Raw genomic sequence first — 25,355 nt, 5'->3', positions numbered from 1 at the left:
CGGGGCAGCATTGCCCCGTCATGGTTTCCCCGTCAGCAGGCAGAGGCCGGTTTAACGATCAACCAGGACTTTCGGGTTGGAGTTGCCCCACACCGTGTACAGGTCGGCCAGCAATGCGCCGTTGATGTCCTCGACTTCGGCCTGGGATATCTGGGCCTTGCCCTGTTGCCCGAACAACACCACTTCATCGCCGCTCTTCACATCCGGGGCGTCGGTGACGTCGACCATCAGGGTGTTCATCGACACCTTGCCCACCACCGGCACGCGGTGGCCGTTGATCAGTACGATGCCCTTGTTGGTGAATGCGCGGCGGTAGCCATCGGAGTAGCCGACGGTGATGTTGGCCAATTTCGAGTCACGGTTCAGGGTCCAGGTGCGGTCATAACCGACCGTATTGCCCTTGGGGTAGCTGTTGACCGAGGCTACATGGGATTTGAATTGCATCACACGCTTGTAGTCGGTGTGGGACGGCACGGTATCACCGAACAATGCGCCGCCAGGGCGAACCATATCGAGGTGGGATTCGGGTACTTCCAGGGTGGCGAACGAGTTGGCCGCGTGCAGGGTGAGTTTGCTGCGATCGAGCTGTGCGGTGTTGATCAGCCATTGGGCCTGCTCATTGAATGCCTTGAGCCCGGCGCGCACGTCGGCGGCGTCTTCGACGGCGAAGTGGGTCATGATTGCACGCACTTCCAGGTTCGGTACCTTGGTAATCGCGACGGCGTCACGGCGGCCTTCGGCCGTGGTCATTTCCACACCGTTGCGACTCATGCCGCTGGAGTTCAGTCCCAGGTGAACGACCAGCGGGCGCCCGTATTTTTCGGCGATCAGGCTGGCCTTGACGGCGAAGTCGAGATTACCCACCAACTCTTCCATGTTGTAGGGCAAGGCCGCTTCCAGCTCGCTCAGGGCGGCGGTGCGCACGCGGATCAGCTGGCCCTTGAAGCCGCTTTCACGTACCACGCGAGCTTCTTCGTTGCTGGCAACACCGACACAGGGCACGCCGGTGGCGATGATCGAAGGCATCAGCAGGCCGATACCGTGACCATAGGCATCAGCCTTGAGCACCGCGCAGATTTTCGACTTATCGGCGAGGGTGGCTTGGAGCACGCGGATATTGTCTTCGAAGGCGCTCTTGTTGATCTCGACCCAGGCATTGCTGTCTTGAGTGTTGACCTGTGCAACGCCGTCGACCATCGACAGGGGCGGTGCAGCGAAAGCCGGGTTTTGCAGGAGAGCCATGCCCAAAGAGAGGGCAAGAAGGGTACGGGTGAAGGGCATTGTCTGGGTATCCATACGTTATTTTTTTAGGGAGGCGGGAGAAGCGCGGCAATACTAGGATCGGCCTGTAGGAAATGTCACTCCCCCGGCCGCGGATCTGTCTGAAAGTGTCGTGGTGTCGTATTCGGCTATCAGCACTGTTCTCAACGGTTATATCCGCGAACAGGCATTCGGCTACCGTCAATATAGAGAGTGTGTTTTGACGCCTTGTTTGCCTCTGCAGTGATACACCCTCAGTCCCCAGACACGAGGAAATCATGATGAGAGCTTACAAAGCTGTTGCTGTTTCTCTGGTGTTGCTCGGCACTGCCTTTTTGGCACCTGCCGCCAGGGCCGAGGGAGCCGGCCTGATTACCAGTACCCCCGCCGAACTCAAATGGATGCCTGCGCCGTCGATTGGGCCTGGCGCCATGGTTGCGGTGATCGAGGGTGATCTGAAAGCGCCCGAGCCTTTTATCCTGCGGCTGAAACTGGCGCCCAATACCAAAATCGCCGTACATACCCATCCTGTGACAGAACGCGTCACCATTATTTCCGGCACCTTCTACTTTGCTACTGGCGACAAGTTCAACCCGATCATGGCCAAGGCCTATCACCCGGGTGACGTTCTGATCATTCCGGTCGGCATGCCGATGTACGGTGCCAGCCGCGATCAGGAAACCGTGTTTCAGCTGCATGGCGTCGGGCCCTGGGGGATTACCTACCTCAATCCGGCTGACGACCCCAGGAACAAGAAGATGTAACGAGGCGTACCTGGCCCCCGGTTGCGGGCGCCGCATTGCGTTCGTGTTACTTGCGCCACGCAAGTAACACGACGCCCACGGTGATCAGGCTGATGATTGTTCACGGGAGCGACCAGCGATGCCTGACCCAATTGCAGGGCGCGGATTCATATCTGCATTATCTTTGAGATGAAGGGAGCAAAGCAGTTGAATCGATAGCCTCTTTATTTTTTACTTCGCCATAAGGCATTTTGCTCAAAGTGTTGTTCACCGGGCAAATTGCTTGTGCCTGACTGATAAATACCCACACTCCGGTCCTGTTGTCGTGGTGCATAAAATTAAACGCTAGCGGCATCAAGCACTGTTGAGTGTGTTGAAAGTAATCGGTTACTTCGAATGAGCCTATCTTCGCGCCTGATAGCGTGTTGATATAGTCTTTTTGCGTTTGCCTGGTCGGGTGCTGGTTATGGAACACGCGAAAGTAGTCACTGTTTTGCGGGTGCTCCCTTAGTTCCAGCGAACAGCCGTTCATGCCTGGTGTGAAGACATAAACGGCAGTGTCTGCCTGTGCTGCACTGAGCGGATACTTGGGGATATCTGTATAGCCTGGTGCCACATCACCGCTGCAATAAGGTATCCAGTGAGCATAAATGACATTTTTTTCGTCTTGGCTGTTTGCCACGTTCACATACATCAGCTTGACGTTCTCACTGTGGTTGTCAGGGACAAGTGCAAAGTAGCCTTTTTTAATGATTTCATTGAGTAACTGACACTTACCTGTCTTGTCATTTGTGCCGATAACCTGTGATGTGTCGATGATGTGATGCTTGAGGTAATCGATAGGGTTGTTTTTAAACAGGGCGGTATGTCGAATGGCATCGGTGGATAACGATGATGCAGGTGTAATGGTTGAAAAGTGGGGCGTTAGCGTTCGATGGTTGTTATGAGGCAAGAGTTTAGTGCGGTTAAACATACTCGTTTTTTATCGGCGATAATCATGCTCGTAAGTGGCATGGTTGAGTCTTCGGTTCCATCGTCCAGGCAGGAACAACGGGTGCCATACCAGGTTGTTGTGAGTGTGATGAGCTGAAGGCTGTGACTCGCAGCAGCGCTTGTGTAGTATCGGCACTGGCCGATGCTGCCCGCCGCTCGCTCCCCATGGGAAGGTGAAAGCATGTTCTCTCAGACCCTGTCACCTCTCTCTTGACGGTCGAGGTTTGGCAACGCGAGCACCAAAGGCCTTCGACCCCGGGAGTAATCATGTTGTCTATCGAGCAAGCCAAACAGATGGCCAGGAGTTTGCGTGCCTCGCTGCAGGCGCGTAATCAGGAAGTCACCCACGCCATTGCCCTTGAACTGGTCGCCCGGCAATTGGGCTACAAAGACTGGAACACTGCCAGCGCACGGCTGCCTGATGAGAGTGCTGCGCCAGCGGTTACCTTTGACAGGCCGATTCCCATCCTGCGGATGTTTGACGAGGCCAAGGCGCGGGAGTTCTATCTCGACTTTCTGGGCTTTAGCGTCGAATTCGAACACCGCTTCGAAGCCGGATTGCCATTGTATCTGGGGATCAGTCGCAGTGGCTTGCAGCTGCATCTGTCCGAGCATCATGGTGATGCCAGCCCCGGTTCCACGGTGTTTGTACCCATGCACAATATCGAATTGCTGCGCGACGAGTTATTGGCAAAGCGCTATGGCTACGGTCGCCCCGAGATCGTCCAGCAGGGCTGGGGCCAGGTGCTTGAGGTGCATGACCCGTTCGGCAACCGCATCCGTTTTTGCCAGGACTGAACGGTTGTCAGCCCAGTGAGCGCTCATAAGCTGCGGTCATGATTTGCCAGGTTTGTGCATCCGCCGGGATCAGGTGCTCGATGCGCAATGACGTTACGGTGATATCGAGCGGCATGCCGAAAGTGGTGAAGGTGGACATAAAGTTCAGCTCGCCCTGGCGGCTGGCTATGCGAGTCAAGACCAGCGGCGGCAGTTCCCGGGGCAGGGCAGCGGCAGTGTCCGGTATCGGCAGGGTTTGCAGCAGGCTGGCCAGAGTCGGGTTATCCAGGGCCTCGCGGGTTGCCCGTTGCCAGGCAAGGCTGCGTATTTCCTCGGGATTGATCAGGTAGTCACCCAGCCCGCCGGGTTGCAGCAGAGTGCTCAGCAGATTCAAACCTTGGGCCGCGTCTGCGGGCAACCCCACCAGGTCAAACAGCACGGCAGTGCTGGCATTGGCAGCCAGCACCTCCCAGTGGCTGCCCAGCACAATCGCCGGGGCGGGATTGTTGGCGTGCAGCACATGGCTAATCGCGTCACGCACAGCGTCCATCGTCGGCGAGGAGAGCGGGGTCGTCTCGTAGCGTGGCGCATAACCCGAGGCCAGGAACAGGCTGTTGCACTGTTCCAGCGGCACTTCAAGGGCCATCAGCAGGTTATGCAGGGTACCGGGGCCGGGTTTGGCGCGCCCGGTCTCGATACAGCTCAAATGGCGCTGGGAGATGCCCGTGATCAAAGCCAGCTCCAGCTGGCTGAGGCGGGCCTGACGGCGCAGCAAGCGCAACTGCGGGCCAGCGCTTGTCGGGGCGGTGATGCGGGGGAAGGTCTGGCTGTTCATCCATAAACTCTGGCAGGGGCGAAGGGCTGCGTCCATGACCTGTGAGGTCATTGCTGATGGGGCAAAAGTACCACTAACTTGGCGGCACCCATCATCAGCTTCAGTCATTTGGAAAAACCAATGAACAAACCCTGGCTCGCACTGGCCGCCTTACTGGGCTTTTCGGCGTACACGGTCTGGACCCTGTTGCAGGCGGATCAGTCACTTATTGCATTCGGCATCAGCTTGATGTCTAGCCCGGACACGGCCCAGGTGGTCATTGATCTCTATCTGCTCGGGGCCATGGCCTGTGTGTGGATGTACCGGGATGCACGGGCCAAAGGCCGGTCCCTGGCATCGCTGTTGCCTTATCTGCTGGTGACAGCCATTTTCGTCTCCATAGGCCCGCTGTTGTATATCGTGATCAACGGCTTCAGCCGAGCCACTGCAACATCCCGCCAGCCATCGCGCCACTAGCCACCACCAGCCATGGCGGCAGCTTCCAGAACATCAGGGCCAGCAGCGCAATCAGCGCCAGGGCGAAGTCTTGCGCTCGAAAAATCGCGCTGGTCCACACTGGTTGGTAGAGAGCGGCGAGCAGCAGGCCGACCACTGCCGCATTGATCCCCGCCAATGCCGCCTGAGTCCGGGGACTGCGGCGCAACAGCTCCCAGAATGGCAGCGCGCCCATCACCAGCAGGAAAGCCGGGGCGAAGATCGCCAGCAGACAGATCAGGCCGTTAAGCCAACTGCTGCTGATGGATGCACCCAGAAACGCCGCAAAGCTGAACAGGGGGCCGGGCACGGCTTGCGCTGCGCCGTAGCCCGCGAGGAAAGATTGATTGCTGACCCAGCCCGCAGGCACAACCTCGGCCTGCAGCAACGGCAACACCACATGGCCGCCGCCAAAGACCAATGATCCGGCACGGTAGAACGCATCCACCAGTGCGAGGGTCTGGCTGGCAAACAAGTTGTTCAGCAGCGGTAGCCCTGCCAGCAGAACAAGGAAAAGCGTCAGCCAGAACAGGCCGGCACGGTGACTGATGGTCATCGGCAGCGGTTCGTGGACCGGACACTGCCCGGGCTTGAACAGCAACAGGCCAACAAGTGCTGCGCTAAAGAGGACGGCAACCTGTGCCCAGGCAGACGCAACTACAAGCACAAAGCACGTGGCCGCTGCCATAACGGCAATGCGCGGCGCATCCGTGCACAGTGTGCGCGCCATGCCCCAGACGGCCTGGGGCAGACGGTAGCGTGAAGCCTGCAAACCGTGCAACACTCCGGCCGGGATGGCTTGCCCATAGCGGGTAATGCCCAAGGCAAACAGAATCAGGGCAAGGGCAGACGGTAGCGTGAAGCCTGCCCATGCCGCCACAGCCCCGGTATAACCCGCACGGCTCAGGCCCAGGGCGATACCGACCTGACTGCTGGCTGGCCCTGGCAGAAACTGGCAGAGGGCAATCAGATCCGCATAGCTGCGCTCGCTCAACCACTGGCGGCGGGTCACGAACTCGGTGCGAAAGTAGCCCAGATGCGCGATCGGACCGCCGAATGAGGTGAGGCCAAGGCGCAGAAAAATCAAAAACACGGCCCAGGGGCTGCGGTCAGTTGCAGCAGAACGGGTCATGGTCACCCCTTGATCGGTGTCAGGCTTTTCACACTTATGCGCTTTTCTGGATTAAATTCACAGCCGCAGATGCTGGCACAAAAGCAGCACGCCATGACACGGATGAGGTGACATTTTGTTGAGCAGTGAGAAAAGCGCGGTCGAGCTGAACTGGGGCGAGGTTTGGGACGGCTTTAAACAGCTTTTGCCCATTTCCATGTTTGTCGTGGTGTTTGGTGTGGCCTTCGGCCTTGCTGCCGCGCAGACCGGTTTGGATAACAGCGCGAGTTTACTGATGAGCGCTCTGGTTTTTGCTGGGGCGTCGCAGTTTGGCGCACTTGATCTGTGGGGTGCACAGGTACCGGTTGTGCCCTTGATCGTCACAGTGTTTGCGATCAATGCCCGTCATCTGCTGATGGGGGCGACCTTGTACCCCTGGCTGCGTGAGCTGCCCACGGCCAAGCGCTATGGGGTGATGATGGTGATATCGGACGCCAACTGGGCGATGTCAATGCAGGCCTTCAACAGCGGCGAATCGGGTGTTGGCCTGATATTGGGCGGCGGCATCGCCCTGTGGGCAGCCTGGGTGCTGGGCAGTTGGTTGGGGGTGTACTTTGGCAGTGAAATCAAGGACCCGGTCAGTCTGGGCCTGGACATGGTCATGGGCTGCTTTCTGCTGGCGATGGTGGTCGGCGGGCAAAAGAACCTGCGCATGCTGATTATCTGGTGTGTGGCGGGTGTCTCGTCACTGCTGGCGTACCGCTACTTACCGGAAAACAGCCATGTGGTGGTCGGGGCATTGGCGGGTGGTGTGTTGGGCGCGGTGTGGATGGAGAAGAAGAAATGAGCATCGATAGCGCCGGTTATGGCACCTTCATCATTGTCCTGATCATGGCCGTGGTCACCTTGATCACGCGCTTGGGGGGTGTTTTTGTGATGTCCTTTGTGCCGATCAATTATCGGGTGCAGCAATTTATCAGCGCCATGTCGGGTTCGGTGCTGGTCGCCTTGCTCGCGCCCCTGGCCCTTAACGGCGATAACGGTGCACGGTTGGCCTTGCTGACTACGGCGGCGGTCATGCTGCTGCTCAAAAAGCCGCTGCCGGCGATTGCCGCAGGGGTTGTCGCGGCGGGGGTGTTCAGGCATTTGTGATAGGGGAGGTCAGAGCTGCGGCTACAGACCAGCGGTAAGGGCTGAACCCAATGGGCCGGTTAAAACAGCCCTTGTGGGCCCATCATATGCAATGTCTGGTCACTTATCACTGTGGGAGCGGGCTTGCTCGCGATGCAGGCGACGCGGTGTGCCAGGCAAGTCGCGGTGATGCCATCGCAGGCAAGCCAGCTCCCACAGGTTTTGCGGCGCATACAAAATCTGCAGCGATGGTGTCAATGCGCCGGTCAGTTGGATCGGGTTGCATCTGCCAATAATGAATCAACCACGCCGCGCGCCAGCTCAACGCCGTGAATCACATTCCATAACCGCTCGGCTTCAAAACCGCTGAGGTGGGGGCGGATATCGTCGGCGCCGGTTTCTGCGCCTTTGAGCAGCAGTGAAACTTGTTGCAGGGCGGCGTGGGCATTGATACCGGGGTTGATGCTGAACAGGGATGAGCCCTCATGGGCGCAGGTTTTTAGAGTGCCGAGGGGTGGGTCGGGGACTATTTTGCTCATGATTTATCCTGTGCTTTTAAAAGGACTGCCACTGACCGCTGTCAGGCGGATAGGGTGGCAGCTACGTGCGGGCTGACAGGCCGAGGAAGCACACAAACTCGGTGCACTCGAAAGTGCCCCGCACGCAGCCGCCATGACACAGGAAAATGTGTAAGGCGCTGAATTAGTGTGTTTAGCGGTCTGTCAGGACCGGTCACTGAAATCAGTGACCGGCCGAGACTAACCACGCTTTTTCAGCGCCGCAAGGCAGTGGGGATTCTCTCGGAAACTTCCCGCGAGGGAAAGCGACGAAGCAGGTGCAGACGTTGCAAGTTATGTGGGAAACACCGCAGATCCCATGTGGGAGCAGGCTTGCCTCACCGGCAGCATTAAACGCTCAGGCGCAAAGCCAGGGCGGCCAGGGTGACAATCAGGATCGGCAAGGTCAGGATCACGCCCACCTTGAAGTAGTAGCCCCAGGTGATGCGGATGCCCTTGCGCGCCAGCACATGCAGCCAGAGCAGGGTGGCCAGGCTGCCGATGGGGGTGATCTTGGGGCCCAGGTCAGAACCGATGACATTGGCGTAGATCATGGCTTCGCGGATCACCCCGCTGGCATCGCTGGCCTGGATCGACAGCGCCCCGAGCAATACCCCGGGCATGTTGTTCATCACTGAAGACAGTAGCGCGGCGAGCAGGCCGGTGCCCAGGGTGGCGGCCCAGAGTCCGGACTCGGCCAGATGGTTGAGGGCCAGCGTGAGGTAGTGGGTCAGCCCGGCATTTTTCATCCCGTATACCACCAGGTACATGCCCAGCGAAAAGGTCACCACCTGCCAGGGCGCTTCACGCAGCACCCGGCGGGTGGAAATCACATGGCCACGGGCGGCGACAGCGAACAGCAGGGCGGCGCATACCGCGGCAATCGCACTGACCGGGATGCCCATCGGCTCCAGTGCGAACAGCCCTGTGAGCAGCAAGATCAGAACTCCCCAGCCGACTGTAAATGTCAGAGGGTCACGTATGGCTGTTCGCGGCTCGGGCAGGTCATTCAGGGAATAGTGGCGTGGAATGTCACGGCGGAAAAACCCGTACAGCACCAGCAGCGTAGCCGTTACGGCAACCACGTTGACCGGCACCATGACCGCGGCATACTCGCTGAAACCCAGGTCGAAGTAGTCGGCCGAGACGATATTGACCAGGTTCGACACCACCAGCGGCAAGCTGGCGGTATCAGCAATAAAGCCTGCGGCCATGACAAATGCCAGGGTCGAGGCCGGAGAAAAGCGCAGGGCGAGCAGTATCGAGATCACGATGGGGGTCAGGATCAGGGCCGCGCCGTCATTGGCAAACAGTGCCGAGACAGCGGCGCCCAGTAGCACGGTAAAGACGAACAGGCGCCGGCCATCACCCTTGGCCCAGCGCGCTACATGCAAGGCTGCCCACTGGAAAAAACCTGCCTCGTCGAGCAACAGGCTAATAATGATCACGGCAATAAAAGTGGCCGTAGCATTCCACACAATGGCCCAGACCAGGGCGATATCATTGAACGTCACCGCGCCGGCTAACAGTGCCAGAACTGCACCCAGGGAGGCACTCCAGCCGACCCCCAGGCCCTTGGGTTGCCAGATGACCAATACCAGAGTGAACAGGAAAATCGCGAAGGCAGTCAGCATAAAGAATCTCGACAGTTAACTGGTCAGCAGCAGGCGCTGGTGTTAAGCGGGCGGTCGCCCATGGCATTGAGCCGGGCGCTGTCCTGCTCAAGCCATTCGGCGTTGGCCAGCAGGGTGGTTGCAAGGACGCTGCGCACCCAGTCCGGCAGCGCTGGGTTGAGCCGGTAATACACCCACTGCCCCTGTCGACGGTCGAGCAGTAGCCCGCAGCTACGCAGTTGCGCCAGATGACGGGAGATTTTCGGCTGGCTGTCGTCCAGGGCACAGACCAGTTCACAAACGCATAGCTCACCCTCCCGGGCGATCAGCAGGGTGGCCCGTGCCCGGGTTTCATCGGACAGGCATTTGAACAGTGTGACGGGGTTGAGCATGGGCTATCTCGATATATATGGTATTCCGAATATACGGATATCCATATATTGAGTGCAAGTCCGAATGTCACCAGTACAGGATGACTGTACCGCGCAAGGGTTTACCCGGACGGGCTCACCCCGCATCATGTGCCGCCCCCACGCTGGCGGGGATCAGTGGTGAAAAGGAACTGCAGTTGAACGAACATACATTGTCCATGCGCCTGGAGCGCGTGGCGGCACATATGCCCGCCGGTGCGCGCCTGGCCGATATCGGCTCGGACCATGCCTATCTGCCGGTAGCATTGCTGCGTCGGGGCGCCATTACCGCAGCGGTGGCGGGTGAGGTGGCGCTGACGCCCTTTCACGCAGCTCAACGCACCGTGCGTGAAAACGGCCTTGAGCGGCACATCACCGTGCGCCATGCCAATGGCCTGGCAGCGATCAACCCGCAGGACGACATTACCGCGATCAGCATCTGCGGCATGGGCGGCGAGACCATCCGCGACATTCTTGAAAGCGGCAAGGCGCACCTGAACGGCCGGGAGCGCCTGGTTCTGCAACCCAATGGTGGCGAGCAACCACTGCGTCAATGGCTGATGGACAACCACTACCGTATCCTCTGCGAGGAGCTGCTGCGGGAAAACGGTTTTTACTATGAAATCATCGTCGCTGAGCGCGTCGGGCCGGTGACCTACACGGCCGAGCAACTGTACTTCGGCCCGCTGCAGATGCAGGCCCGCAGCCCGCTGTTTCTGGGCAAGTGGCAGCGCATGCTGGGCGAGAAACAGAAGGTTCTGGGCAATCTGGCGCAGGCGCGACAAGCCGTGCCCGAGGCCAAAGTGCAGGAAATTGCGCAGCAGGCCCGGTGGATTACCGAGTTGCTGGCCTGAGAAAATTTCCGCGCAAACGCGACTATCGGTGTGCCTGTCAGGTCCTAGCCGGCCTGTACGTTGCTGATGTTGAACAGGCTAACAAAGCTGCTGACCAGCGGTGATGGATTGTGCGCATGCCAGCTCATATACAGGCCGATGCCAGGGTTGGCAGACTCTGCCAGCGGGCGTATCGGGCGAAACACCACCTTGTCACCCAGAGCCGAACCGGCGATGGATTCCGGCACCAGGGCCACGCCAAAACCGCAACTGACCAGGCCGACCAGGGTATGCAGTTGCGCGGCTTCCTGCACCACCCTGGGGTAAAACCCGGCAGCTGCGCACAAGCTGATCAACTGGCTGTGATAGCCACTGCCCAGGGCCTGCGGAGTGAAGACAAAGTCTTCGTCGGCGAAGTCGCGCAGCTCGATTGGCCCTGACTGTGCCTTGGGATGATCCCGGGGCAGGGCCATGATGATCGCTTCATCGAGCAACAGGCGCGATTCAATATTCTGCGCAGCAAAGGGCAGTTTGCGCATAAAGGCGATATCGGCCTCTGCGCCAAGCAGCGCCTTGGCCTGGCTGGAGGAGGGCATTTCCTTGATCACCAGCTGGACCCTGGGGAAGGTTTCACGAAACTGCCTGAGGCTGTTGAGCAACGGCTCGTAGTAGGCGATGGACACTGCCGTGATCGTGAGCACGCCGGCAATTCCTTGCGATACCTGACGGGCGTATTCCACCCCCTGTTCCAGCTCCTTGAGCGTGCGATAGGCCGCCTGCAAAAAGGCAGTGCCGGCAGCCGTCAGTTTGACCTCGCGCTTGTTACGGCTGAACAGGCTGAAGCCCAGCTTGTCTTCCAGGCGGTTAATGGCCTGGCTCAAGGGCGGCTGGGCCATGTTCAGGCGCAGTGCCGCGCGATGAAAGTGCAGCTCTTCAGCCACCGCAATGAACTGCCTGAGCAGCCGGGTTTCGATCATTTTCAGTATTCCTTTAATTGAATTGATCTGTGTTGCCAGCGAATGACAGGTTTATCAAACCGCAACAGGTATTAAACGACTGTGATATCTGCCGCGTCTCAAATTCGCCTTTTATTGGTATTAAACAACTGTCCTGTTGATTGTTAAGGTGAAATGGCAATCAAGAGGAAGCTGCGATGAACTTTATCGGTAAAACCGCCATTGTAACGGGCGCAGGCCGTGGCCTGGGTTTGAGCTATGCGCAGGAGCTGGCAAGACTGGGCGCGAATGTCGTGATCAGTGACAGTGGCGCGGACAGGGTGGGTGCGGGTACGGACACATCCATTGCCCTGGATGCCGCACGCGTGCTTCAGGCCCAGGGGTATAGCGTTATGGGGCATCACGGTGATCTGGCCAGTGAGCAGGGTTGCCAGCAATTGGTGGAGGCTGCCATTGAGGCGTTCGGTCAGCTTGATATTTTGATCCACAATGCCGGTTGGGTCGGTTATCAAGCGATTGAAGAGGTGCAGTTGTCTTTTATTGAACGGGCGCTGGATATCAATATCCATTGCCCGATCTGGTTATGTAAACACGCCTGGAAGCATCTCCGGCAATCGTCGTCAGCACGGGTGGTGCTGACATCTTCGGACCGGGCGATGTACCAGCAATATGCCCAGACGGGGCTGACCGCCTATGCCGCAGGCAAGATGGCGCAACTGGGCATCATGAATGCCCTGAGCATGGAAGGTGCGCCGGACGGGATTCTGGTCAATGCCGTCTCCCCGGTGGCCAAAACCAGAATGTGGGGCGTGAGCGGCGAGCCGGACAACCTCAAACCCCAGTGGGTGACGCCTGGGGTGATTTTTCTGGCCTCGGATCAATGCCAGGACAGCGGCTACATACTGCGCGCCAGTAACGGCCAGTTCACCGCCACCCGGTTTGTCGAGAACCCGGGTGTCGACTATCCCCTCGACCTGGCTCGGGTCAAGGCTTCCAGCGCCGGGCAGGTTGCCCGCCTGTGGGAGCGGATCAAGGAGATTTGAGGCGCTTAAGCTCTCGTGCATTGAACAGATTACTGCCAGGCGTTTCTGCTGCTTGCGCCCGGCTGTTATTCTGCTTTTTCCGTGAACGCTCAGCCGGGGTCTGCATGCCATTGTCCATCAGTACCGAAACGCTCTGGATCGATACGCCTCAAGGGCGCTTGTTCTGTTGTCGCTGGTTTCCTGAAGGCAGCTTGGAGCAAACATCAAAGCCGCCGATCATTCTTTTTCATGATTCGCTGGGCTGCATTGAACTGTGGCGGGATTTCCCCCGGCAACTGAGCCAGGCCACCGGGCGTGAAGTGATTGCCTATGACCGGCTCGGTTTTGGCCAGTCCGATGCTTACCCGGGGTTATTGCCGCTGCATTTTATCGGCGACGAAGCCGGGTATTTTGTTGCATATCTTAAGTCTGAATTGCAGGTCGAGGACTTTGTTGCCCTCGGCCACAGCGTTGGCGGGGCGATGGCAGTGGCCTGTGCGTCCCTGTATCCGGGCAGTTGCAAGGGACTGATCACCCTCGCGGCGCAGGTATTTGTCGAAGATCGCACGTTGCAAGGAATACGGGAGGCGCAGATACAGTTCGAGCAGCCGCAGCAGATGGCGCGATTGGAGAAATACCATGGTGATAAAGCCCCCTGGGTGCTGGCGGCCTGGACCGGGACATGGCTCGGGGAGGCGTTTGCCGACTGGACGCTTGAGCGGGAGATTGAGGCAATCGTGTGCCCGACGCTTGCCCTGCACGGCGAGCATGACGAGTATGGTTCAGTGCTGCACCCGCAGCGTATCGCCAGGCTTTCAAAGGTATCCGGCGAGTGCCTGATCCTGGAGGGATGTCGGCATGTTCCGCATCGAGAAGCGCCTGATATTGTGTTGCAGGCGGTTGGCCGATTTCTGGTTCAAGCCCTGTAGTCGCTGCCGAGGAACGAAGGCTGCGATGGGCGTGATACGGCACTTTGGCGCAGTCTTGGTAAACACGGTCAGCGCGATGTATCTGAAACACCCAGGCTGAATGATTTTACGACTGCTGCGCAGCCGAACGTAGCCTCGCGTAGCTCGTCAACGGCTACAGGATTTAGCGCCGAAAAGGCTCCACGGCAGCGACATTATAATTATGTCGTGCTGTTCGCCTCTTCCATGATCCACTCCACAAACGCTCTGACTTCATCACGCTGCATGGCGTCCGGGCGGGTCACTACGTAGTAGGCAAAGCGTGCCGGCCAGGGCTTGTCCATCACTTGCACCAGTCGACCCGCCGCGATTTCTTCTGTCGCGTACTCCTGGGGCACCAATGCCAGCCCCTGACCGGCCCCGGCTGCGCGGATCAGCAAAAAATCATCTTCAAGCGCCGTCCCGCGTTCGGCGCGCGGGTCTTTGCCAACGCCGTGGGCGTTGAGCCACAGCGGCCAGTCGGCACGCTCAGAATCATGCAGCAGCGGGAAGTCGAGGCAGTCCTGCGGCTCGCTGAGATTCGAGTTCGCAGACAGCAGGGCAGGGCTGGCCACCGGTACCAGTACGGGGGCCATCAGGCGGGTCACCTGTAAGCCGGGATAGACCCCCAGCCCGTGCCGCAACGCCACATCGACGCGATCGCGCCGCATGTCCACCAGTGCCGAGGTGGCCTCCACCCGCACTTCAATATGTGGGTATCGCTGGTTGAAGCGCCCCAGGCGCGGCACCAGCCACGAAGCGGCGAATGTCGCGACGGTACTCACCGTGAGGGTCTGGCGGGAGCTGATCTGTTGCAGTGATTGCAAAGCCGTTTCTATCTGCTCGAAGGCCTGGAGCAACCCAGGGTGAACGCCGGCCCCGGCCTCGGTCAGGCGCAAGCCGCTGCGCTCGCGGGTAAACAGCGCCATCCCGACCCGATCCTCCAGCAAGCGGATCTGCTGGCTGACTGCACCCGAGGTGACGTTCAGCGATTGTGCCGCGGCCTTGATGCTGCCCTGTTGGCCAACTTCGACAAAGGCGCGTAGTGCAAGGAGGGGTAAAGAGGTCGCCATGGGCTTTAGTTTTCCTGAACTCTATAAGCAGAAATGATCGTTTCCGCTTACTGAGCATGAACGGGATGATGTGCAAAGTTTAGAAAAACTACACGCTTTTAGTAAAACTATATTGTTCAGGATGCCTGCATGATCACGCTTTATACCGACAGTTCGCCCAACGGTTTCAAGATCACCATTGCCCTGGAAGAACTGGGCATGGCTTACCGGCTCCAGCACGTAAAAATTGATGAGGGTGAGAACCGACACCCCGAGTTCCTGCGCCTTAACCCCCACGGGCGCATCCCGGTGCTGGTGGACGAGAGCAGTGGCATCACCCTGTTCGAATCTGCGGCCATCCTGCTCTATCTGGCAGATATGACGGGACGCCTCCTGCCAATCGCGCCCAAGGTACGTTGGGAGGCCCTTCAGTGGCTGATGTTTCACTCCTCCAGCGTGGGGCCGGTCATGGGCCAGCGGGTTCACTTCGAGTTGTTTGCCGAAGACAAAAACCCCGATGCCATCGCGCGTTACCGGCGCCTGATGGACGAGGCTTTTGCCACGCTGGACAGCCGTCTGGCCGGGCATCCCTATCTGGCTGGCGACGAGTACTCCATCGCCGATATCGCCCAATTCGGCTGGACCCATATCGCCCGGGTCATCGATTTTGATTTCAGTGCCCATCAACACCTGAGCGGCTGGTACCAGCGCGTAGCTGCAAGGCCCGCCGTACAGCGCGGCATTGCACTGCCAAGTGCCGCGACCGGCGCTTGAACGAGGGGATGACAATAAAGGCTCGTACCCCCTGGCAGGGCGGGTATGTGCTGTGCACCGGTGCAATGGCCTGATTGACCTGTTGGGCGAATGACCCGATTACCATTCGACTCTGAGCCCCACGTTGCCGCTGATGCCATGCAGTGCATTGGCGTCCAGGCTGGTGCTGTAGTCGGCGCCCATATACAGGCTGACGGTCGGGGAAATATTAACCACTACACCTGCGCCCAGGTCTGCAGAAGAGGACTTGTGACTGGTTTTGATCGGGTCGAGATTATTGTAGGTCACCGTGTCACTGCCACTGAAGGTTCTCCAGGTATTGAACTGCACGTAAGGTTCGACGGAGCTGTTTCGCACCATGTAACGACCCTTCAGGCGTGCACCCAGGCGACCAGTCCAGTAATCCTGCGAGTCAAATGAGACTTTGGAAATACCGTCGTTCTGGCTGTTCATGTCAATTTTCTGGTTGATCAACTGGATCTGCGGTTCCACTACCCAGTGCTCTGAGATCGTTATCGGATAACCCGCCTCTGCAGACAACGCCAATGCCTGCCCCCTGCTGTTCATTTTTACGTCGCGCCTGGATGCGTTATCCCCTTCCAGGCGGGTGCCCATGGCCACCAGGTCCAGGTACCCGCCCTGGGGGTCGGTCAGCGTCCAGTAGATGCCAAGGTGATCGCCGCCCAGTTGCACTTGACCCGACTTGCGCTCCTGGAAGCCCTCGGCAAAGCCTTTGGTATCACCCCGCAAGCGACTTTGACCCACAAACACGCCGATACGTTGAACCTGCCCGTTGCCGGTTTGTGAGGCGTAGAGGTCATGGCCCAATTGATAGCCTTTGAGCGAGCCGTCGAAGCTCGGCGCCACCGTACCAGCCCAGCTTTTGTTCAAGTCACTGCCGTAGATGCGTGCCCAGCCTGCAGCATGGGCTCTGCTCTCACCGGGAACGGCTTGTTCGCCCTGGCGTTCATGGAAGGTGCCAATGGCTTCGAGTGTCAGCAGTTGTGCCGCCGGGACGATAACTGAATACACAGGTACTTCAAGGCGATACAGCGCAATGGGCTCAGCCCCTGCGATCGCTTCAGGCAGTACCGGGTTGCTGGCGGCCGATATTGGCGAGTTGCTTGCTGGAACCAGGCTGGGTGTCGCCGCCGGTGGCTCGATCGATGCTACAGGTTGAGAGGTTGGCGGCTCCACAACAGGCTCATCAGGAGCTGTTACAGGCGGCACAGGCGCTATGGGCGGGACCGGGATGATCACACGCGGCGCCGGCGGATCCGGGGGCAGTGCAGGCGGTTGCACAGCCACTACGGAAGAGCGCAGGTACCAGTTGTTTTCCGTGCCAGCCGTTACCCCGCCCTTGAACAGGTAGTACTGGTAGGCTCCGGCAGAAACCGAGTCTTGCAGGGCAAAAGCATCGTTGCTGCTGAGGGTGCTGTTGAGTGCCTGTACGACTTCAATTCCGCTGTTTATTGTGAGGCCGCCAAGGCCACCGAGATTGGTCACCGCCAATTGGGTGTTGCCGTTGATGGAACCGTCCGAGACTACCAGCTTGTCGCTGGCTGAACTGTCGTCCCCAAGCACGCTCTGCAGCCACAATTGACCACTGTTACCGATATAGTTGCCATGCACGGTTAATGAGTCGGCGGCACTGCTGCTGGCGGTGGTCATATCGATAGTGCCAGCGTTGTTGAGAGTAACCAAACTGCCAGCGGTGTAGGCGCGGATGCTGCCTTGGGTCACGCCCAGCACACTGCTGGTGTCGATGGAAAGCGTGCCGGTAGCACTGATGCTGTCACCCAGGAACAAATCCCCCGTCAGATCCAGGCGCGAGTACTTGTCGAGATTGAGCGTTTCCCAGCCGATATAGCGGGAGGCGGTGCTGGAGGTGCTGGTATCGAAGGTCAATTTATCACTGCCCAGACCGCCATCGATGGTCGGGGTAGAGGCCAGCAGATTTTCGCTTAAGCCACGGAGTACGCTTGTATCGTCGCCATCCCCCATCAGTATCGCCGACTTGATCTGACCGCCATTGAGCCAGTTCAGTGTGTCGTTGCCGGTGCTGGCGCGGACTTCACCGGAGATGACTCCGCCGCTGACGGTGATGCGGTCAGCGCCCCCACTGGTACTGATATTGCCGCCTATGGTGCCGCCCGAAACGTTAATGGTATCGGTGCCAAAGCCCGTCACCAGGTTGCCGAGAATTGTGCCACCTGACATGTCATAGATATTGTTATCCAGCTTCATGTCGACCCGGCCGATAGTACCGCCAGTCTGTTTTGCCACATCCCCGTCTTCGAAGGCACCCACGATAGTGCCGTTGCTCATTAGGAATGTGTCGTGCCCATCACCTTGAGCAAGGGACTGGATCTGTCCGCCGCTCATTACAAAATCATCGATGCCGCCGCCCTGCGAGACTGCTCCTGTAACGGTGCCAGCACTGATTTGAAAGCGGTCAGCTCCGTCCCCCAAGGTCACGCTGCCGACAATGCGGCCAGAGTTCATGTCGATCAGGTCGTTACCGGGCCCGAAGGTAATATTGCCGTTTACGACACCACTGCCCCCTGCCGGAAATACAAGGCTGTTATTGCCAAGCAGGTCGCTAAGTCCCGCGCTGCTGGCGCTCTCACAAAGGTATGCAGTATCACCTGGCGCGCTGATCAGGCTGCAAGCTGCTTGAGCCTGCTCCAGGGGCAGGCTCAAGAACATTAATGTTCCATGATAAAGGATCCATTTATTCTTTAAAGGCAACTTAAGGAACATAAGATCACGCTGATTGATCAGTTACTTTGCGACTAGATGAAATGTTTTATTTGTCTATTTAAATATAGCTCCAGACGATGAATTAAAAAGCGCAAAACACGTTGTTATTTACCTCTAGCGCTGCGGTCCATCAAGGCCAGTACCCCTGCGTTGCGCGCGATCCGAACGTGGAGATTGACCTGCGGATAAACAGCGACAAATCGCCTGAGGGTATCGCCAGGAAAGTCCCTGGCAAACGCGTCCTCAATCACTCGCCGGCGGTGGGAGCTGATCAGGGCGCCGTTTTCATCTCCACAAGCGGATCACTTTGCCTGCGTGACACGCTTAACCCCAGTAGCCCGCCGAGCACCAGGGCGCCGGCCATAAAATACATCGCCGCTTGGGTATTGCCGGTCAGTTGGGTCAGCCAGCCGACCACGATGGTGCTGAAAAATCCGGCGACATTGCCCAGGGAGTTGATCAGTGCAATCCCCGCTGCGGCTGCCGCACCGCCTACCACTGCAGTGGGCATGCCCCAGAATACCGGCAGGCTGCTGATCATTGCCGCCGTGCCCACCGTAAGGCCGATCATCGACAGCCACAGGCTGGCGCCGAACAGGGTGCCGAAGATCACCCCGCCTGCGCCGATAAAGGCACAGATCGCCAGGTGCCAACGGTATTCGCGGCAACGGTCACTGCTGCGCCCCACCAGCACCATGCTCACGGTTGCCACTGAGTAGGGGATTGCGCTCAGCACGCCGATGGCCCAGGGTTCGGCCACGCCACTGTTGCGGATAATGGTCGGCATCCAGAAGCTGATCACGTACTGGCCCAGCACCAGGCAAAAATACACGGCACCCAGCAGCCAGATTTTCGGGTTGAGCAAGCCGTCGCGTACGGAATGATGGGCCTTGGCCCTGGCCTCGCGATCCAGTGCGGCCTGCATGCCGCGCTTTTCTTCCGGGCTGAGCCAGCGCGCATCGGCAATACGGTCGCGCAGCAGAAAGAACACGGCAGCGGCCAATGCCACTGCCGGCAAGCCTTCGATCACAAACAGCCATTGCCAGCCAGCGTAGCCGGCCACGCCATCGAGTGTTTGCATGATCAGGCCGGAGATCAGCGAACCCAGCATGCTCGAAATTGGCAGGGCGGCGATAAACAGGGAAATCATTACGCCCCGGCGATGGCTCGGAAACCAGGTGGTGAGGTAGAAAATGATCCCGGGAAAAAAGCCCGCTTCGGCGATGCCGATCAGAAAGCGCAGCACGTAGAAACTTATGGGCGTTTCGACAAACATCATGGCGGCCGACAGCAGGCCCCAGGTCATCATGATCCGCGCGATCCAGCGTCTGGCGCCAAACTTGTGCAGCGCGATATTACTGGGGATCTCGAACATCAGGTAACCGACAAAAAACACCCCGGCACCGAGCCCGTAAACCGCTTCGCTGAACTTCAGGTCATCGAGCATCTGCAACTTGGCAAAGCCCACATTGACCCGGTCCAGATAGGCAACCAGATAGCAGACCATCAGCAGCGGTATGACCCGCCATGCGGTTTTGCGGTAAGCCGAATGCAGGGCATGGTCCGGCATGTCACCGGGGAGCGGCGGTAAACTGTTCATCTGGAGCCTCTTTCTTGTTGTTGTAGGGGCGGTCAAGGATCAGAGCGCACGGCCTCCCGGCCAGTCACCGCACGCGCACATATCGCGCACGACTTCGCGGATCAATTCGCTGATCAGGGTTTTCAGGTGGCTGGCGGGCATCGAGACACAGCTGCAAATGCCCAGGGTACGGGACAGGCCGTCTGCCGCAATACGGTGGGCAATCAGCCTGCCGTCTTCGATTTCACGAACGGCCAGGTTCAACGGCATGATGGTGTGACCGATACCGGCCTCGACCGCACTTTTGAGAATATGCACGGAGTTGACCTCCATGACGATTTTACCCACGCCCAGCCCGTGCTGTTTTACCGCGTGTTCGACCAGCGTGCGGGTGCAGTGGCCGTGGGCCTGGCTGGGAAACACCAGCGGTCGGGCCAGCGCCTGCTCCAGGGAAACCTCACCGGCAGCGGGGGCATCGGCGGCATCGGCCCGGTGGATCAGGTAAAAGTCTTCCTCGACCAATGCACTGAACAGCACTTGTTGGGGCAGGTCGATAGCGCTGAACAGGGCCAGATCAATGCGCCCGTGCAGCAATTGGTCCATGACGTTGCCGGTCAGCTCTTCGTTGAGATGAAATGCCACCTGCGGGTAACGGGCAGCCACGGCGCGCATCAGCGGCATGGCCAGGATCGTGGCGACACTCTGCGGCAACGCCACGATAATCGAACCGCTGACCGAGTCTGGGCTGCTGCTGACGGCGGCGCGGGCATCGCTCAGGTGCTTGAGCATGCCCTGGGCGTATTCGTAGAAAACCTTGCCGGCTTCGCTGGCAAGCACGCCGTTGTGGCTGCGATGGAACAGCTGCACCCCCAGCTCGTCTTCCAGCGCGGACATCTGCTTGCTCAATGCCGATTGCGCCACATGCACCTGGCGGGCGGCGCTGGACAGGCTGCCGCAATCGATCACGGCGACAAAATATCTGATCTGGCGGATTTCCATGGCGGTGCTTCCTGCAGGGCGCGAATGTGCGCAGCCGTTAATGGTACCGCGCGTCAGCCTGCCGAGTGCCTGCGGGGGAAAATCTTGCCAGGGTTCATCAGTTGTTTCGGGTCGAGTGCCGCCTTGATCGCCTGCATCACGTCCACGGCGTTTGTGCCGTGTTCAACCGGCATAAAGTGCTGTTTGGTCAAGCCGATGCCGTGTTCACCGGTGCAACTGCCTTGCATGGCAATTGCCCGCTCGGCCAAGCGGTGGGCCACAGCCTCGGCGCGCTCGACTTCGTCGGCATCGTTCGGGTCGACCAGGATCAGCGCATGGAAATTGCCATCGCCCACATGGCCGAAAATCGGCGCGAGCAAGCCATTCTCGGCAAGGTCGGCAGCGGTTGCTTCAATGCACTCGGCCAGTCGCGATATCGGCACCACGGCATCAGTGGTCAGGGAACGGCAACCGGGACGCAGGGCGAGGGCGGCGAAATAGCCGTCATGCCGGGCCTGCCACAGGCGGCTGCGATCCTCCGGATGCACCGCCCACTCGAAGTCCATGCCCTGATGCTCATCAGCGACCATGCGCACGGTCTCGATCTGTTCCTTCACACTGGCTTCTGAGCCATGCAATTCGAAGAGCAGCGAGGGTGCTTCGCGCAGTTGCGTGCTGCTGTAGGCGTTGAGTGCGCGCATGGTCAAGGCATCGAGCAGCTCGATACGGGCAATGGGCACGCCGAGCTGGATGGTCTGGATCACGGCGCGTACGGCAAGGTCGACACTGGGAAAGCGGCATACCGCTGCCGAAATGGCTTCGGGAATCGGGTGCAGTTTGACGGTCAGCTCAGCGATGGTCGCCAGCGTACCGCCGGAGCCCACCAGCAAATGGGTCAGGTCATAACCCGCGGAGGACTTGCGCGCCCGGCCACCGGTGTTGATCACGCGACCATCAGCCAGGACCGCGGTCATGGCCAGCACGTTTTCGCGCATGGTGCCGTAGCGCACCGCATTGGTACCGGAAGCGCGGGTCGCTGCCATACCGCCCAGGGATGCATCGGCACCGGGGTCGATGGGGAAAAACAGCCCGGTGCCATGCAGGGCCGCATTCAACTGCTTGCGGGTTACCCCCGGTTGCACGGTGGCGTCCATATCGTCAACGCGAATGGCGAGCACCTGGTTCATCCCCGACACATCAATGCTCACGCCGCCGTGGGCCGCCTGTAACCAGCCTTCCAGAGAGGTGCCGCTGCCATAGGCGATCATCGGTGTGTCGTGGCGATAACAGGCGCTGCTGATAGTCACGATATCCTCAAGGCTGTTGGCATAGGCGACGGCATCCGGCGGCATGGGGTCGAGAGCTGAGATATCGCTGCCATGGTGCTCGCGTACGCTGGCCGAGGTGGAGAACCGGGTGCCGAGCAACTGGCTCAATTCATCGCACAGGGCCTGGGCAAGGGGCGGGTGTTCACAGGCAGCAGAAAGGCTCATCGGGCAATCTCCGTGTTTTTGTGCGCCGTGTGCGGCAGGCGGTATTTGTGGGGAGTTATGGCTTATCTTAGGCAGCCTTTGGTACACACTCGTAGTGCTGATTTCAGATGGAGCCATCTGTTTGCGAGATAGGGTATGACAGACGTGATTATCAAGAAGGAGCTTGAGTTGAGTAACTGGGAAGCCTATTGGCAGGTAAGTGAGCAGCGCGGGCAATCGCCCTTGCTGACTGCCTGCAAATCGCCAACCCTGGTTCAAACGATGGTAAGCAGTTGAACGTGGTGAACAGGTCTGATAACTGGCGGGTAGTACAGCTTCAAAATAAGGACGGCAAAATATGGATATCAAATCTTTTTTTAATCTGGACCGCTTTTGCAGGGCAAATTCAAGGCTCTCGAAATGGGAGGGGGACCCGTTTGATCGTTATTATGATAAACACGCACAAGTGTTTTGCCTCGGGAATATTCCAGTGCAAATCAAACAGGAGGCGTGCTCGATTATTGAAGGGAAATTTGGACGTGGCGCTCGATTCAATAGGGAGTATGTAGATTCACTTGGTTTGTCTGCGAGCAGCCGGAAAATATTTGACGATGCTTTCTCACAACTCTTGTTTTGGGTGTCGAAACTGGTGGTTTTTAAACCTCGGAAAAAAGGCCAGCTGCTCTACCCATGGCAATATGCAGTGATCATCGTTCCTTCTTTGAATTTTAATGCTTGGGTCAGACTGTCTTTCGATGAAAAAGAAAATACAGCATTGATTTTCCTAAATATTGGCGTGCTGTTTGAGAATCTCGACAGGCTGCACGGGAGTTTTTCGACACCTGGATTTCTTGCCAGCCTTTTGCGTGGTGAAAACCCCGGGGAAGAGGTGTTTGTGCCAAAGCAGGGGCGGCTATGCAATTTATCGGAAAATGCAGATTTTCGTGCGATTGCAACGGACATGAGCATTAAGGCATCAATGATGGTGGTTTTTCATGAGTTTGCGCACTTTTTTCGTGGCCATGTCTGTTATTTAAGAGGCAAGCCAGAACACTCTGGGGAGGTCCATGAAGCTCCAGTTCCGGATGCCGAGGCGGCGCTGGATGATACTCTTAGACGGATAATCGAGTTTGATGCTGACCAATTGGCAGGCGTGCTTGCCTCGCAATTTTGGCGTCTGTTCGACCATCCTGTTGTATCGCCTGAAGAGGACCGCAATGAAGCCTTTTTAACGGCCATCGTGGCGGCGGTCATTTCTAATAATTTAATACTTGGGCAGTATGGTTTTACGGACAGGTATTACAGCCCTGCGTGGCGTGTTCAACACACGCTAGAGATGTTTTACAGTGACTATTTTGGTGTTGGAAAAAAACTTTTTCCTATGGTGAACCAAGCGCGGCGCCAAAAAGTCAGCGCACAGTTGCATGACTTTCAACTGGCGTGGATAGCGGAGTTTGAACGCGCGTATCGAATGCTGGGGTTGGGCGGGGGGCTTTCGTATCAGAGGGTTGGGGTGGAAAATATCACTTTGTTGGGCAGCGATTGTTTGGAGCATAAGAGACTGCAGCTTGAGTTTAAGAAGTATATGCCAGCACACTTTCATTACCCGCGGCCCATTGGGCAGGCGCAGTATTAGTCTTGTTGGACGCTTGCTTGGCAACAGCTATTCTGAGCAGGCTTATAAAAAGGAATCTGTTATGAAAGGAAGCTGCGCCTGCGGTGCCGTTGGCTATGAAATTGACCGTATCGACATGCCTGTCAGCCATTGTCATTGCCAGTCGTGTCGCAAAACCCATGCTGCTGCATTTGTCACCACGGCCGGTGTATTGCGTGAGCACTTCCATTGGACAAGGGGGCAGGAAAAGCTGAGCAACTACGAGTCTTCCCCCGGCAAGCTGCGGCGCTTTTGCTCGCTATGTGGTTGCCACCTTGTGGCTGAACGTGACGGAGCCGCGGTTGTGATTGTTCGTGTTGCGACCCTGGACGAGGACCCGGGCGATCGCCCGCAATACCATATTTGGGCTGAGCAGGATGCCCCGTGGCTTGAACATGAGGGCCTTGCGGTATACCCGCAATGGCAGCCGGGGCGCTAAGGCTTCAGTTGCATTATTTAACTTTTATCAGGGAGATAACCGTTAGTGGCCACAGCACCTGTCCATACCCTGCGCCCGCTGCCCGAGCTTGATTACCATGACAGCAGATCGATCCTGCTGCCTGTGCAGATCACGGCTTTGCAAGCCTGGAACCTGATGACCGCCGAGCAGGGGCCGCTGATGCGCCTGGCTTTTCGAACCCGAGACGGGATTTCTGCGTTATTTGGCGTAAAGCGCATCGGTGGCTTCTCCGGTACCCGGCGTGAGGCCGTGCAGGCGGGCGACTATCTGGATTTCTTTCGGGTGGAGTACAGCGCCCCCGAGGTACTGGTGCTGACCGAGCGTGACCGGCATCTGGATGTCATGACCTGCGTTTCGCTGGTTGATCGCGAGCTGACGATCACTTCCTCGGTCGTCACCCATAACACCTTTGGTCGCCTCTATATGCTACCGGTCGGGCCAGCGCACAAACTTATCGTCAATAGCTATCTCAAGCGCCTGCAGCGCAAGCTGCAAGGGATGGAGCCCTGAACTCATGAAAAAAACCATAAGACTCGCCGAGCAGGCGGATATCCCGGCAATTTTTGCTATCCGCACCAGCGTCAGGGAGAACCATCTTTCCTGCGAGCAGTTAACTGAAATGGGCATTACCCCCGACGCCATACGCCAGGCGATGGAAGCGGCGCCCTGCATCTGGGTGGCTGAGGTCGAAGGTATTGCGGCGGGGTTTGCCATGGCGGATGCCGAGGATGGCTGTGTGTTTGCCGCTTTTGTCCTGCCCGAATTCGAGGGGCTCGGACTGGGCCGCAGCCTGATGGCCAGGGCCGAGGATTTTCTGTTTCAGCATCACCCTTCGATTTGGCTGGAAACCGCTGAAAACAGCCGTGCCAGTGGTTTTTATCGAAATCTTGGCTGGCAGGCGGTGGCGAATTTGCCTGAGGGTGATATCCGCTTTGAAAAATCACGGACGTAGCAGGGAAGG

Annotated in this window: 26 protein-coding genes; 13 read left to right on the top strand and 13 right to left on the bottom strand. The window is 58.3% G+C overall.

Annotation, left to right across the window (positions count from 1 at the left end):
• Positions 1-51: 51 nt before the first annotated feature.
• The gene (gene alr / locus ACZRMH_RS12040; RefSeq protein ID WP_464013572.1) at positions 52-1,281 is read right to left on the bottom strand and encodes an alanine racemase; all 1,230 of its coding nucleotides are present in this window, start codon (positions 1,279-1,281) and stop codon (positions 52-54) included.
• Positions 1,282-1,541: 260 nt separating this feature from the next.
• Between alr and ACZRMH_RS12035 the strand changes: the two genes are divergently transcribed.
• Entirely contained in the window at positions 1,542-2,024 is a 483-nt protein-coding gene (locus tag ACZRMH_RS12035; RefSeq protein ID WP_464013571.1) for a cupin domain-containing protein, read from the top strand.
• Between the two features lie 157 nt (positions 2,025-2,181).
• Here ACZRMH_RS12035 and ACZRMH_RS12030 read toward each other — a convergent pair whose 3' ends face one another.
• The gene (locus ACZRMH_RS12030; protein WP_464013570.1) at positions 2,182-2,976 is read right to left on the bottom strand and encodes a hypothetical protein; all 795 of its coding nucleotides are present in this window, start codon (positions 2,974-2,976) and stop codon (positions 2,182-2,184) included.
• Positions 2,977-3,263: 287 nt separating this feature from the next.
• On the opposite strand from ACZRMH_RS12030, the gene ACZRMH_RS12025 reads away from it, so the two are divergent.
• Complete coding sequence (locus ACZRMH_RS12025) at positions 3,264-3,794, top strand: glyoxalase superfamily protein (protein WP_464013569.1); 531 nt, start codon at positions 3,264-3,266, stop codon at positions 3,792-3,794.
• A 7-nt stretch (positions 3,795-3,801) separates the two neighbouring features.
• Here the strand turns inward: ACZRMH_RS12025 and ACZRMH_RS12020 are convergent, their stop codons facing one another.
• Complete coding sequence (locus ACZRMH_RS12020) at positions 3,802-4,608, bottom strand: helix-turn-helix domain-containing protein (RefSeq protein WP_464013568.1); 807 nt, start codon at positions 4,606-4,608, stop codon at positions 3,802-3,804.
• 120 nt (positions 4,609-4,728) lie between these two features.
• On the opposite strand from ACZRMH_RS12020, the gene ACZRMH_RS12015 reads away from it, so the two are divergent.
• The gene (locus ACZRMH_RS12015; protein ID WP_464013567.1) at positions 4,729-5,064 is read left to right on the top strand and encodes a DUF2834 domain-containing protein; all 336 of its coding nucleotides are present in this window, start codon (positions 4,729-4,731) and stop codon (positions 5,062-5,064) included.
• On the opposite strand, the gene chrA is transcribed toward ACZRMH_RS12015, so the two are convergent.
• Positions 5,021-6,214 carry a chromate efflux transporter gene (chrA, locus tag ACZRMH_RS12010; protein ID WP_464013566.1) on the bottom strand — a complete coding sequence of 398 codons (1,194 nt, stop codon included), beginning with the start codon at positions 6,212-6,214 and terminating at the stop codon, positions 5,021-5,023. The two genes, ACZRMH_RS12015 and chrA, sit on opposite strands and share 44 nt — an antisense overlap.
• A 115-nt stretch (positions 6,215-6,329) precedes the next feature.
• On the opposite strand from chrA, the gene ACZRMH_RS12005 reads away from it, so the two are divergent.
• Both ACZRMH_RS12005 and ACZRMH_RS12000 read left to right on the top strand, forming a co-directional pair.
• Positions 6,330-7,040, top strand: a complete 711-nt coding sequence (locus tag ACZRMH_RS12005; RefSeq protein ID WP_464013565.1) for an AzlC family ABC transporter permease — start codon at positions 6,330-6,332, stop codon at positions 7,038-7,040.
• Positions 7,037-7,345, top strand: a complete 309-nt coding sequence (locus tag ACZRMH_RS12000; RefSeq protein WP_464013564.1) for an AzlD family protein — start codon at positions 7,037-7,039, stop codon at positions 7,343-7,345. The genes ACZRMH_RS12005 and ACZRMH_RS12000 overlap by 4 nt, the downstream gene beginning before the upstream one ends.
• A 245-nt stretch (positions 7,346-7,590) precedes the next feature.
• Here the strand turns inward: ACZRMH_RS12000 and ACZRMH_RS11995 are convergent, their stop codons facing one another.
• From ACZRMH_RS11995 to ACZRMH_RS11985, 3 genes are all read right to left on the bottom strand, one after another.
• On the bottom strand, positions 7,591-7,863 hold the full coding sequence (locus ACZRMH_RS11995; protein WP_464013563.1) for a DUF3077 domain-containing protein: 273 nt from the start codon (positions 7,861-7,863) through the stop codon (positions 7,591-7,593).
• A gap of 368 nt (positions 7,864-8,231) precedes the next feature.
• Positions 8,232-9,515, bottom strand: a complete 1,284-nt coding sequence (locus ACZRMH_RS11990; RefSeq protein WP_464013562.1) for an arsenic transporter — start codon at positions 9,513-9,515, stop codon at positions 8,232-8,234.
• 23 nt (positions 9,516-9,538) lie between these two features.
• A complete protein-coding gene (locus ACZRMH_RS11985) occupies positions 9,539-9,886 on the bottom strand; it encodes a metalloregulator ArsR/SmtB family transcription factor (protein ID WP_464013561.1) in 348 nt (115 codons plus the stop codon).
• Between the two features lie 176 nt (positions 9,887-10,062).
• Between ACZRMH_RS11985 and ACZRMH_RS11980 the strand changes: the two genes are divergently transcribed.
• A complete protein-coding gene (locus tag ACZRMH_RS11980; protein ID WP_464013560.1) occupies positions 10,063-10,758 on the top strand; it encodes a tRNA (adenine(22)-N(1))-methyltransferase in 696 nt (231 codons plus the stop codon).
• A 44-nt stretch (positions 10,759-10,802) separates the two neighbouring features.
• Here ACZRMH_RS11980 and ACZRMH_RS11975 read toward each other — a convergent pair whose 3' ends face one another.
• Positions 10,803-11,714, bottom strand: coding sequence for a LysR family transcriptional regulator (locus tag ACZRMH_RS11975; protein ID WP_464013559.1), 912 nt, complete (start codon positions 11,712-11,714; stop codon positions 10,803-10,805).
• A 176-nt stretch (positions 11,715-11,890) separates the two neighbouring features.
• Between ACZRMH_RS11975 and ACZRMH_RS11970 the strand changes: the two genes are divergently transcribed.
• Both ACZRMH_RS11970 and ACZRMH_RS11965 read left to right on the top strand, forming a co-directional pair.
• Complete coding sequence (locus ACZRMH_RS11970; RefSeq protein WP_464013558.1) at positions 11,891-12,736, top strand: SDR family NAD(P)-dependent oxidoreductase; 846 nt, start codon at positions 11,891-11,893, stop codon at positions 12,734-12,736.
• Positions 12,737-12,840: 104 nt separating this feature from the next.
• A complete protein-coding gene (locus ACZRMH_RS11965; protein WP_464013557.1) occupies positions 12,841-13,644 on the top strand; it encodes an alpha/beta fold hydrolase in 804 nt (267 codons plus the stop codon).
• Between the two features lie 200 nt (positions 13,645-13,844).
• Here the strand turns inward: ACZRMH_RS11965 and ACZRMH_RS11960 are convergent, their stop codons facing one another.
• The gene (locus ACZRMH_RS11960; RefSeq protein ID WP_464013556.1) at positions 13,845-14,735 is read right to left on the bottom strand and encodes a LysR substrate-binding domain-containing protein; all 891 of its coding nucleotides are present in this window, start codon (positions 14,733-14,735) and stop codon (positions 13,845-13,847) included.
• A 129-nt stretch (positions 14,736-14,864) separates the two neighbouring features.
• Between ACZRMH_RS11960 and ACZRMH_RS11955 the strand changes: the two genes are divergently transcribed.
• On the top strand, positions 14,865-15,488 hold the full coding sequence (locus tag ACZRMH_RS11955) for a glutathione S-transferase family protein (RefSeq protein WP_464013555.1): 624 nt from the start codon (positions 14,865-14,867) through the stop codon (positions 15,486-15,488).
• A 99-nt stretch (positions 15,489-15,587) separates the two neighbouring features.
• Here the strand turns inward: ACZRMH_RS11955 and ACZRMH_RS11950 are convergent, their stop codons facing one another.
• The 4 genes from ACZRMH_RS11950 to ACZRMH_RS11935 form a co-directional block, all read right to left on the bottom strand.
• Positions 15,588-18,197: an autotransporter family protein gene (locus tag ACZRMH_RS11950; RefSeq protein WP_464013554.1), complete on the bottom strand. Its 2,610-nt coding sequence runs from the start codon at positions 18,195-18,197 to the stop codon at positions 15,588-15,590.
• A gap of 325 nt (positions 18,198-18,522) precedes the next feature.
• The gene (locus ACZRMH_RS11945) at positions 18,523-19,851 is read right to left on the bottom strand and encodes an MFS transporter (protein ID WP_464013553.1); all 1,329 of its coding nucleotides are present in this window, start codon (positions 19,849-19,851) and stop codon (positions 18,523-18,525) included.
• Positions 19,852-19,890: 39 nt separating this feature from the next.
• Positions 19,891-20,829, bottom strand: coding sequence for a LysR family transcriptional regulator (locus ACZRMH_RS11940; RefSeq protein WP_464013552.1), 939 nt, complete (start codon positions 20,827-20,829; stop codon positions 19,891-19,893).
• 53 nt (positions 20,830-20,882) lie between these two features.
• A complete protein-coding gene (locus tag ACZRMH_RS11935) occupies positions 20,883-22,301 on the bottom strand; it encodes an FAD-binding oxidoreductase (protein ID WP_464013551.1) in 1,419 nt (472 codons plus the stop codon).
• A 337-nt stretch (positions 22,302-22,638) separates the two neighbouring features.
• Here ACZRMH_RS11935 and ACZRMH_RS11930 point away from each other — a divergent pair, with 337 nt between their 5' ends.
• The 4 genes from ACZRMH_RS11930 (at position 22,639) to ACZRMH_RS11915 (ending at position 25,346) form a co-directional block, all read left to right on the top strand.
• The gene (locus ACZRMH_RS11930) at positions 22,639-23,916 is read left to right on the top strand and encodes a hypothetical protein (protein WP_464013550.1); all 1,278 of its coding nucleotides are present in this window, start codon (positions 22,639-22,641) and stop codon (positions 23,914-23,916) included.
• A 61-nt stretch (positions 23,917-23,977) separates the two neighbouring features.
• Positions 23,978-24,373: a GFA family protein gene (locus tag ACZRMH_RS11925; protein ID WP_464013549.1), complete on the top strand. Its 396-nt coding sequence runs from the start codon at positions 23,978-23,980 to the stop codon at positions 24,371-24,373.
• A gap of 45 nt (positions 24,374-24,418) precedes the next feature.
• On the top strand, positions 24,419-24,904 hold the full coding sequence (locus tag ACZRMH_RS11920) for a DUF2867 domain-containing protein (protein WP_464013548.1): 486 nt from the start codon (positions 24,419-24,421) through the stop codon (positions 24,902-24,904).
• A gap of 4 nt (positions 24,905-24,908) precedes the next feature.
• A complete protein-coding gene (locus tag ACZRMH_RS11915; protein WP_464013547.1) occupies positions 24,909-25,346 on the top strand; it encodes an N-acetyltransferase family protein in 438 nt (145 codons plus the stop codon).
• The last annotated feature ends 9 nt before the right edge of the window (positions 25,347-25,355 follow it).

The sequence above is a fragment of the Pseudomonas sp. B414 genome (assembly GCF_055408445.1).
The sequence above is the reverse complement of the archived record's forward strand: the minus strand, read 5'-3'. Positions and strand labels throughout refer to the sequence as shown.

Excerpts from the sequence above, each read along its gene's own strand:
- ACZRMH_RS12025 (WP_464013569.1), top strand. The coding sequence starts at position 3,264 with ATGTTGTCTATCGAGCAAGCCAAACAGATGGCCAGGAGTTTGCGTGCC.
- ACZRMH_RS12000 (WP_464013564.1), top strand. The coding sequence starts at position 7,037 with ATGAGCATCGATAGCGCCGGTTATGGCACCTTCATCATTGTCCTGATC.
- ACZRMH_RS11985 (WP_464013561.1), bottom strand. The coding sequence starts at position 9,886 with ATGCTCAACCCCGTCACACTGTTCAAATGCCTGTCCGATGAAACCCGG.
- ACZRMH_RS12020 (WP_464013568.1), bottom strand. The coding sequence starts at position 4,608 with ATGAACAGCCAGACCTTCCCCCGCATCACCGCCCCGACAAGCGCTGGC.
- ACZRMH_RS11960 (WP_464013556.1), bottom strand. The coding sequence starts at position 14,735 with ATGGCGACCTCTTTACCCCTCCTTGCACTACGCGCCTTTGTCGAAGTT.
- ACZRMH_RS11915 (WP_464013547.1), top strand. The coding sequence starts at position 24,909 with ATGAAAAAAACCATAAGACTCGCCGAGCAGGCGGATATCCCGGCAATT.
- ACZRMH_RS11945 (WP_464013553.1), bottom strand. The coding sequence starts at position 19,851 with ATGAACAGTTTACCGCCGCTCCCCGGTGACATGCCGGACCATGCCCTG.
- ACZRMH_RS11995 (WP_464013563.1), bottom strand. The coding sequence starts at position 7,863 with ATGAGCAAAATAGTCCCCGACCCACCCCTCGGCACTCTAAAAACCTGC.
- ACZRMH_RS12030 (WP_464013570.1), bottom strand. The coding sequence starts at position 2,976 with ATGTTTAACCGCACTAAACTCTTGCCTCATAACAACCATCGAACGCTA.
- ACZRMH_RS11990 (WP_464013562.1), bottom strand. The coding sequence starts at position 9,515 with ATGCTGACTGCCTTCGCGATTTTCCTGTTCACTCTGGTATTGGTCATC.
- ACZRMH_RS11955 (WP_464013555.1), top strand. The coding sequence starts at position 14,865 with ATGATCACGCTTTATACCGACAGTTCGCCCAACGGTTTCAAGATCACC.
- ACZRMH_RS11930 (WP_464013550.1), top strand. The coding sequence starts at position 22,639 with ATGGATATCAAATCTTTTTTTAATCTGGACCGCTTTTGCAGGGCAAAT.
- chrA (WP_464013566.1), bottom strand. The coding sequence starts at position 6,214 with ATGACCCGTTCTGCTGCAACTGACCGCAGCCCCTGGGCCGTGTTTTTG.
- ACZRMH_RS11970 (WP_464013558.1), top strand. The coding sequence starts at position 11,891 with ATGAACTTTATCGGTAAAACCGCCATTGTAACGGGCGCAGGCCGTGGC.
- ACZRMH_RS11925 (WP_464013549.1), top strand. The coding sequence starts at position 23,978 with ATGAAAGGAAGCTGCGCCTGCGGTGCCGTTGGCTATGAAATTGACCGT.
- ACZRMH_RS12015 (WP_464013567.1), top strand. The coding sequence starts at position 4,729 with ATGAACAAACCCTGGCTCGCACTGGCCGCCTTACTGGGCTTTTCGGCG.
- ACZRMH_RS11935 (WP_464013551.1), bottom strand. The coding sequence starts at position 22,301 with ATGAGCCTTTCTGCTGCCTGTGAACACCCGCCCCTTGCCCAGGCCCTG.
- ACZRMH_RS11975 (WP_464013559.1), bottom strand. The coding sequence starts at position 11,714 with ATGATCGAAACCCGGCTGCTCAGGCAGTTCATTGCGGTGGCTGAAGAG.
- ACZRMH_RS11950 (WP_464013554.1), bottom strand. The coding sequence starts at position 18,197 with ATGTTCTTGAGCCTGCCCCTGGAGCAGGCTCAAGCAGCTTGCAGCCTG.
- ACZRMH_RS11965 (WP_464013557.1), top strand. The coding sequence starts at position 12,841 with ATGCCATTGTCCATCAGTACCGAAACGCTCTGGATCGATACGCCTCAA.
- ACZRMH_RS11940 (WP_464013552.1), bottom strand. The coding sequence starts at position 20,829 with ATGGAAATCCGCCAGATCAGATATTTTGTCGCCGTGATCGATTGCGGC.
- ACZRMH_RS12035 (WP_464013571.1), top strand. The coding sequence starts at position 1,542 with ATGAGAGCTTACAAAGCTGTTGCTGTTTCTCTGGTGTTGCTCGGCACT.
- alr (WP_464013572.1), bottom strand. The coding sequence starts at position 1,281 with ATGCCCTTCACCCGTACCCTTCTTGCCCTCTCTTTGGGCATGGCTCTC.